Genomic DNA, 7,222 nt, shown 5'->3' with positions numbered 1-7,222 from the left:
TTTCGTTGCCTGCCCCAGTCCGCCGCTGCTGCGGACCGGCGAAAGCAGGGCAACCGGGATATTTGGAGTTCGCCCCATGACGGATCAGACCTATACGCTCAAGCAATTGGCACAGGGGCATCGACCGATCCGGATTGGCTTTTTCCTGGTGCCGGACTTCCCTCTGATGACCTTTGCGGCGGCGCTCGACTCATTGCGGCAGGGCAATCGTCTGGCCAAGCGAAAGGCCTTTGAGTGGCTCATCCTGTCGGCGGATGGCGGCCATGTGAAGTCCAGCAGTGGACTGGGCTTCGATGCAGATGCGGCAATCAGCAGGGCGCCGCGCTGCGATATCGTCATCCTCTGCGCAGGCATCAATTATGCCGATGCCTATGATGCCAATGTCTTTGCATGGTTGAGGCGCATCCATTCGGAGGGGTGCGTGCTTGGAGCAGTCAGCACTGCCGTCTTCTTCCTGGCAAAGGCGCGATTGTTGGAAGGGCGACGATGTGCCGTTCATTGGGAGGCGCTTGCAAGCTTTCGCAGCGAGTTTCCGAACTGTCTCGCCACCGACGACATTTTCGCGATCGACGGACGTTTTCTGACCTCGTCGGGCGGAACGGTCACATTGGACATGATGCTTTACCTCATCTCGGCCGTGGAGGGTCGGGAGTTGGCAGCGCTCATTTCGGACCAGTTCAACCACGCTCGGATACGGCGCCAGGACGACGTTCAGAGGATGTCGCCCGAAGATCGTTTCGGCATCCGGAACGCCAAGCTCGCCTTCGTGGTTCGTCGGATGGAAGCCAGCCTCGGCGATCCGGTCGAAATTTCCGATCTCGCCAGTAGCGTGGCGCTTTCGCTTCGGCAGCTCGAGCGGCTGTTTCACGCCAATCTCGGCAAGAGTCCTAGCAATTTCTACATAGAGCTTCGCATGACACGCGCGAAAGAACTGCTGATCTACACGGAATTGGCGATCGGTGAGATCGCCGAAATCTGCGGTTATCAGTCGGCTTCGCATTTCGGCCGCTCATACCGCACGCGGTTTCGCGAGAGCCCTGCCGCGACTCGAAAGGCAGAGCAACGACGAGAGGAGCCATTGTCATGAACAATGTCGATTCGCGCAGAGAAGATGTCGGATCACCGCATGTCGCGGAGGTCCATCCCGTTTTAACGTAAATCAAGACGGATGGGTGACGGACAAAAAGTCCGCTGCGACCGAGCCTGGGGCGAGTGTCTTCCCGGCCGGTCCGACCAACAAAAATTCGGAACAGTTAAAGCGCTAACTAGGAGATGACTACCGTGGACAAGTCTCAGCATTCCTATATCCCGACTCTGGTTGAACAGATGTCGAGCGGCTCGATCGGCCGCCGAGAATTTCTGCGAAAAGCGACGCTTCTTGGTGTTTCGGCCGCAGCCGCATATTCTTTGGCCGGCGTTCCGATGCCGGGCGACGGCGCCCGGGCCGACGATATGCCGAAGGGGGGAAACCTGCGCATCGGCATGCGTTGTATGGAAATCAAGGATCCGCATCTGGCCGACTTTGCCGAAAAGTCGAACGTCATCCGCCAAGTCTGCGAATATCTGACCCTCACCGATCGCAACAACATTACCCATCCTTATCTACTGGAAAAATGGGACGTCAGCGACGACCTGAAGACGTGGACGCTCCATCTCCGCACGGACGTCAAGTGGCGCAAGGGCAGGCCGTTGACCGCAGACGACGTGATCTGGAACCTGAAGCGCGTCTGCGATCCAGCAATCGGTTCGTCGATGCTCGGGCTCTTCACCGGTTATCTCGTGCAGGAATACGAAACCGGCGAAAAGGACGACAAGGGCAATCCCAAGAAGTCGAGCAAACTCTGGGCGGACAACGCCATCGAGAAAGTCAACGACCACACCGTCCGTCTCAACTGCTCCTCGCCGCAGATTGCCGTGCCCGAGCACCTCTACCACTACCCGATGTTCATCCTTGATCCGGAAGAAAACGGTGCTTTCGGCGCTGACGCGAACGGCACGGGTCCCTTCGTTATCACCGAATACGTCGTCGGCAAGGGTGCCAAGTACAAAGCCCGCACCGACTATTGGGGCACCGGGCCTTATCTCGATACGTTCGAATATGTCGACCTCGGCGACAATCCGGGGGCCGGTATCGCGGCCATAGCTTCCAAGCAGGTCGATGGCCTGTCGGAAGCTGATGCAGTTCAGATCAATGCGATGAAAAATTTCCCGCATGTGGCAGTCTATCAGGTCGAGACGACACAGACGGTCGTTGCCCGCATGCATCCGGATGTCGAGCAGTTCAAGGACAAGCGCGTGCGCCAGGCGATGCGCTATTCGATCGACCGCGACAAGGTCATTCAGACGGCACTCCTCGGCGCCGGCATTCCCGCCGAAGACCATCACGTCGCGCCCTCGCATCCCGAATACGCGGCACTGCCGAAATATCCGCGCGACATCGAGAAGGCGAAGGCGCTTTTGGCCGACGCCGGCTATCCGGATGGTTTCGAATTCGACATGGTCACGCGCCCCGATCCGATCTGGGAACTCAACACCGCGCAGGTCCTCGCCGAACAATTCAAGGACATCGGTGTCAAGATCAACATCAAGTCCCTGCCCAGCGCTCAATATTGGGAAGTCTGGACGACGGCGCCATTCAGCCTGACGGCCTGGGGCCACCGGCCGCTGGCGATCATGACGCTGTCGCTCGCCTATCGTTCGAATGCCGCCTGGAACGAATCCAACTACTCCAATGCGGATTTCGACAAACTGCTGACCGAAGCCGAGGGTATCCTCGATCCGAAGGAACGCAGCAAGGTCATGGCGAAGATCGAAGAGATCATGCAGGATGATGGGCCGATCGTTCAGCCCTTCTGGCGTGTTTTCTCGACCGTCATGGACAAGAAGGTCAAGGGCTTCGATCTCCATCCTTCGCAATACATCTTCGCGCATCAATACGCGATCTCGGTATAACCTCCCGGCTGGTGCTTGGCCGCGTTCGCGCGGTCGGGTGCCGGGCGCAGATATTCGGGCTTGTCCGGCTATGGCGAATTTCCTCCTCAAGCGCTTGGCGATGATGGTCGTGACGATGCTCTGTGCCTCGTTTCTCGTCTTCGCCGTCTGCGAGTTCACTCCCGGCAGCGTGGCGCGCAAGTCGCTCGGTCCTTTCGCCACCCAGCAGCAGGTGGACCTGCTGTCGCAGAAACTGAAGGCCAATGATCGATTGCTGATGCGTTACGGTCGCTGGCTCGGCGTGCTCGTCGGCGCAATTCCCGATCCCCTCCAGGATCCGAGCACCGGCCTGAACTTCAAGGACCCGCGTGGCGCCCAGTATTTCGGCAACTTCGGATATTCGACGCTGAACAAGTTGCCCGTCAACAACGTCATCTGGGATCGCCTGGGCAATACCGCTATCCTCGCCGGGCTGGCGTTCCTGCTGATCGTGCCGCTGTCGATCATCTTCGGCATCTTGTCGGGGCTGAAGGAAGGCGGTGTGCTGGACCGGACATTGTCGGTCATATGCATCACCTTTACCTCGATTCCGGAATTTGCATCCGGGGTGTTCCTCGTAACGCTTTTCGTGATCCTCTGGCCGGTCCTGCCAGGCACGAGCCCTCTCAACAGCGATGGCGGCTGGGCGGTGCCCTATCAGTTCGTACTGCCCGTTGCCGTGCTGGTCATCTACGACTTCGGATATGTCGCCCGGATGATCCGAGTCTCGATGATTGGCGTCATGGAGCGGCCCTTTATCCGAACCGCGATCCTCAAGGGCATGAGCACGCGCCGCATGGTTCTAGGCCACGCGTTACGGAATGCGATGATCGCGCCGTTCACCGTGTTGCTGCTGCAGATCAACTTCCTGATCAGCGGTGTCGTCGTGACCGAGCTCGTCTTCGCTTATCCGGGCTTCGGCCGCCTGATCCTTGACGCAAGCCTTTTTGGCGACATCGCAACGCTCGAAGCCGCCACACTGATCACGGTTGCCATCGCTGTGGTCACGCAGCTGCTTGGCGACCTTGGCTACATGCTGCTCGATCCACGTATCCGGGTGAGGTAAATCATGGCTGTTCAGGACAATATCGCTGGAGTCGTTGCCGCACCGCCGAAGCGCGCAGCGCGAGCCAACTGGATGCGCATTTTCCATTCGCGCACCGCGGTCGTCGGGCTGTGCCTCGTGCTCTTCTGGGTACTTGCGGCGCTTCTCGCGCCGATCCTGCCGTTGCCATCGCCAACCGATTCCGATGTCCTGGCGATGAGCCATCCCTATCCGTCAGCTGCCCATTGGCTGGGAACCGATATTCTCGGACGTGATATGCTGTCGCGCTTGATCTTTGGCGCTCGCACCGTGCTCTCCGTTGCGCCGCTTTCAGTGGCGGTTGCCATGATCGTTGGCATCACCATGGGGATGATTTCCGGCTATTATGGCGGCTGGATCGACGTGCTGATCAGCCGCTTCTCGGATATCATCCTGGCCTTTCCGGTTCTCGTGATTTACGTGATCCTGATCGCCAATATCGGACCATCGGTCCTGAACATCGTCATCGCGACGATGATCGCCTCGGCGCCGGGCATCGGCCGCATAACGCGCGGTCTCGTCCTCGGCTTGAAACAGCAGGAATATATAGCCGCGGCGAAGCTGCGTGCGGAAAGCACGCTCTACATCATGATCGTCGAACTGCTGCCGAACTGCCGCAGCCTGCTGATAGTCGATGCCTGCCTGCGCATCGGCTACACGATCATCACCATCGGCATCCTCGGTTTCCTCGGCCTCGGTCTGCCGCCACCGAACCCGGACTGGGGTGGCATGGTCAGGGAAAGTGTCACTGTACTGAACGTCTGGCCACACATGTCGCTGATCCCGTCTGCCGCGCTCGTCAGCCTGGTCCTCGGCTTCAATCTCCTCGCCGACGGCATGCGGGAGGCATGGAAACCATGAACATCATCGCGTCCAGTCTTCAAGGAACGGCCATGTCCATCACGCCATTGATCGATCGCGAACCAGTTCTCGACATTCGAGAACTGCGCATCGAGTTTCGCGGCAAGAGCGAAACGGTGGTTGCGATCCCCGATCTCTCGTTCAAGGTTATGCCCGGAGAAAGCTACGGTCTCGTGGGTGAATCGGGCTGCGGCAAGAGCACGACGGCCATGGCGATCATGGGTTATCTCGGCGCAACCGGAATTGTTGCTGGCGGCAGCATCCGCTTCAACGGCAAGCAACTAGTCGATGCTTCGGCCAAGGAGTTGCGTTCCATCCGCGGGCGGCAGATCGCGATGGTCTACCAGGACCCGATGAGTGCGCTCAATCCGGTGAAGACGATCGGTGCGCAGCTTGCCGAAGTGCCGCTGCTTCACATGGGCGCCAGCAAGAAGGACGCCATGGCCATGGCGGAAGCGATGCTTGCCGACGTTCGCCTGTCGGACCCTGGCGACATGATGAAGCGGTATCCGCATCAACTGTCCGGTGGCCAGCAGCAGCGTGTGGTCATCGCCATGGCATTGCTCGCCAGACCGTCGCTGTTGCTGCTCGACGAACCGACAACCGGCCTCGATGTGACCGTCGAGGCTGCGGTCATCGATCTGATCGCCGAATTGCGCCAACGCTATTCGACCAGCCTGCTGTTCATCTCGCACAATCTCGGCCTGATCGCAGAGAGCTGCGACCGTCTCGGCATCATGTATTCCGGCGAGATGGTCGAAGAGGGAACGACATCAGAAGTATTCCGCCGGCCGAAACATCCGTATACGCGCGGCCTTATCGCTTGCATTCCCGACATTACCGGTGACAAGCGCAGCCGCACGCTCGCTGCCATCCCGGGCTCGATCCCGCTGCCGCAGGAAAGGCCGCAGGGCTGTCTTTTCGGGCCGCGTTGTTCGAGTTTTGTCTCCGGCCTCTGCGACCGCCCGGACCTTGCTCTGGAGCCGGCGGCGGAAGAGCATCTGGTGCGCTGCGTCCGCTGGCCCGAAATTTCGGCAGTAGAAGCGACGTTTGCTCCGGTCGAGACACAGATGAATGCAAAATCGACGGCGATAACGCTGTCCGATGTGAACCGTCTCTATCCCGTCGGCGGACAGAAGACCGTCAAGGCAAACGAAGCGGTCAGTTTCGATGCGGCAACAGCCGAGATCGTGGCGCTGGTCGGCGAGTCCGGCTGCGGAAAATCCACGCTGGCGCGCATCGTGACGGGTCTCGACAAGGCAACGTCGGGCGAAATCCGCATGGCTGGCGAAAACATTGCCGAACTACAGGCCAGCGAACGCCCACGCGCGTTGCTGCAACAGATTCAGATGATCTTTCAAAATCCCGATAGCACGCTCAACCCGTCGCATTCGGCAGCCTTTTCCATTCGTCGTTCGATCAAGAAATTCGGTATCCGCAAAGGAAAGGCCGAGATCGAGCAGCGCGTCCACGAGCTCCTGGAAATGGTGCGTCTGTCTCCGGCCGTTGCAGACCGAAAACCAAACCAGCTCTCCGGGGGCCAGAAACAACGCATCGCTATCGCACGCGCCTTTGCTGCTGAGCCCTCGCTCATCGTCGCCGACGAACCGGTCTCGGCACTTGATGTCTCAGTGCAAGCCGCAGTCGTGACGCTGCTTCTCGACATTCAGAGGGAAAAGCATGCGACGATGCTGTTCATCAGCCACGAACTGGCGCTGGTTCGACACGTGGCTGACAAGGTCGTGGTCATGTATCTTGGCAAGATCATGGAGCAGGGAACTGTCGAGGAGGTCTTTGGCGAGGGTGCGCATCCCTATACCGAGGCCCTGCTGTCAGCAATCCGCAGCCCGCATCCCGACGAAGTGCCGCGCGAGCGTATTCGTCTGTCGGGCGAAACACCGAGCCCGGTCAATGTACCGGCGGGTTGCCGCTTCTCCACGCGATGCCATAGCAAGCTCGGCAGCGTCTGCGACACCGTAGCGCCTCCGCTACGAAGGATGTCCGCCACGCACGAGATTCTCTGCCATATCGACCAGGCAGAGCTTGCCGCACGGCCTTCCGTTCTTGCTTCCGCCGCAAAGGCATAATGATGCGCGATCCCGACAGGACGATTGGTGACTTCTGGCGGAAAGCCGTGGGGCTTTGCTCAATCTTGCATGTGATGGCGAGCATCTGCATCGTCGCGACAGGCAATTCGCTTTTGACGACCACGGTTTCTCTCCACCTCAGCGACCCCGCAATTAATCCCCACGTTGTTCAGTTGTTGCTGACGGCGTTTCCCATAGGCTTCCTTGCCGGCTGCCTGTC

5 protein-coding genes and 1 pseudogene are annotated in these 7,222 nt (G+C 59.4%); all 6 read left to right on the top strand.

What is annotated here, in order from left to right:
• The first annotated feature begins 76 nt into the window (after positions 1-76).
• Positions 77-1,087: a GlxA family transcriptional regulator gene (locus FY112_RS02640; RefSeq protein WP_151517590.1), complete on the top strand. Its 1,011-nt coding sequence runs from the start codon at positions 77-79 to the stop codon at positions 1,085-1,087.
• Positions 1,088-1,272: 185 nt separating this feature from the next.
• The gene (locus FY112_RS02635; protein ID WP_206121145.1) at positions 1,273-2,952 is read left to right on the top strand and encodes an ABC transporter substrate-binding protein; all 1,680 of its coding nucleotides are present in this window, start codon (positions 1,273-1,275) and stop codon (positions 2,950-2,952) included.
• A 70-nt stretch (positions 2,953-3,022) separates the two neighbouring features.
• Positions 3,023-4,036 carry an ABC transporter permease gene (locus FY112_RS02630; RefSeq protein ID WP_151517589.1) on the top strand — a complete coding sequence of 338 codons (1,014 nt, stop codon included), beginning with the start codon at positions 3,023-3,025 and terminating at the stop codon, positions 4,034-4,036.
• Positions 4,037-4,039: 3 nt separating this feature from the next.
• Entirely contained in the window at positions 4,040-4,915 is an 876-nt protein-coding gene (locus tag FY112_RS02625; RefSeq protein ID WP_151517588.1) for an ABC transporter permease, read from the top strand.
• Positions 4,912-7,002 carry an ABC transporter ATP-binding protein gene (locus tag FY112_RS02620; protein ID WP_151517587.1) on the top strand — a complete coding sequence of 697 codons (2,091 nt, stop codon included), beginning with the start codon at positions 4,912-4,914 and terminating at the stop codon, positions 7,000-7,002. Before FY112_RS02625 ends, FY112_RS02620 begins: the two co-directional genes overlap by 4 nt.
• A 2-nt stretch (positions 7,003-7,004) precedes the next feature.
• Positions 7,005-7,222 (top strand): annotated as a pseudogene (locus tag FY112_RS37155) (MFS transporter); the annotation flags it as partial.

This window comes from Rhizobium sp. PEPV16 (assembly GCF_008919455.1).
In the GTDB taxonomy this organism is placed as follows: Bacteria; Pseudomonadota; Alphaproteobacteria; order Rhizobiales; family Rhizobiaceae; genus Rhizobium; species Rhizobium leguminosarum_Q.
Note: the sequence above shows the minus strand (reverse complement) of the source record. Positions and strands in the feature narration are given on the sequence as shown.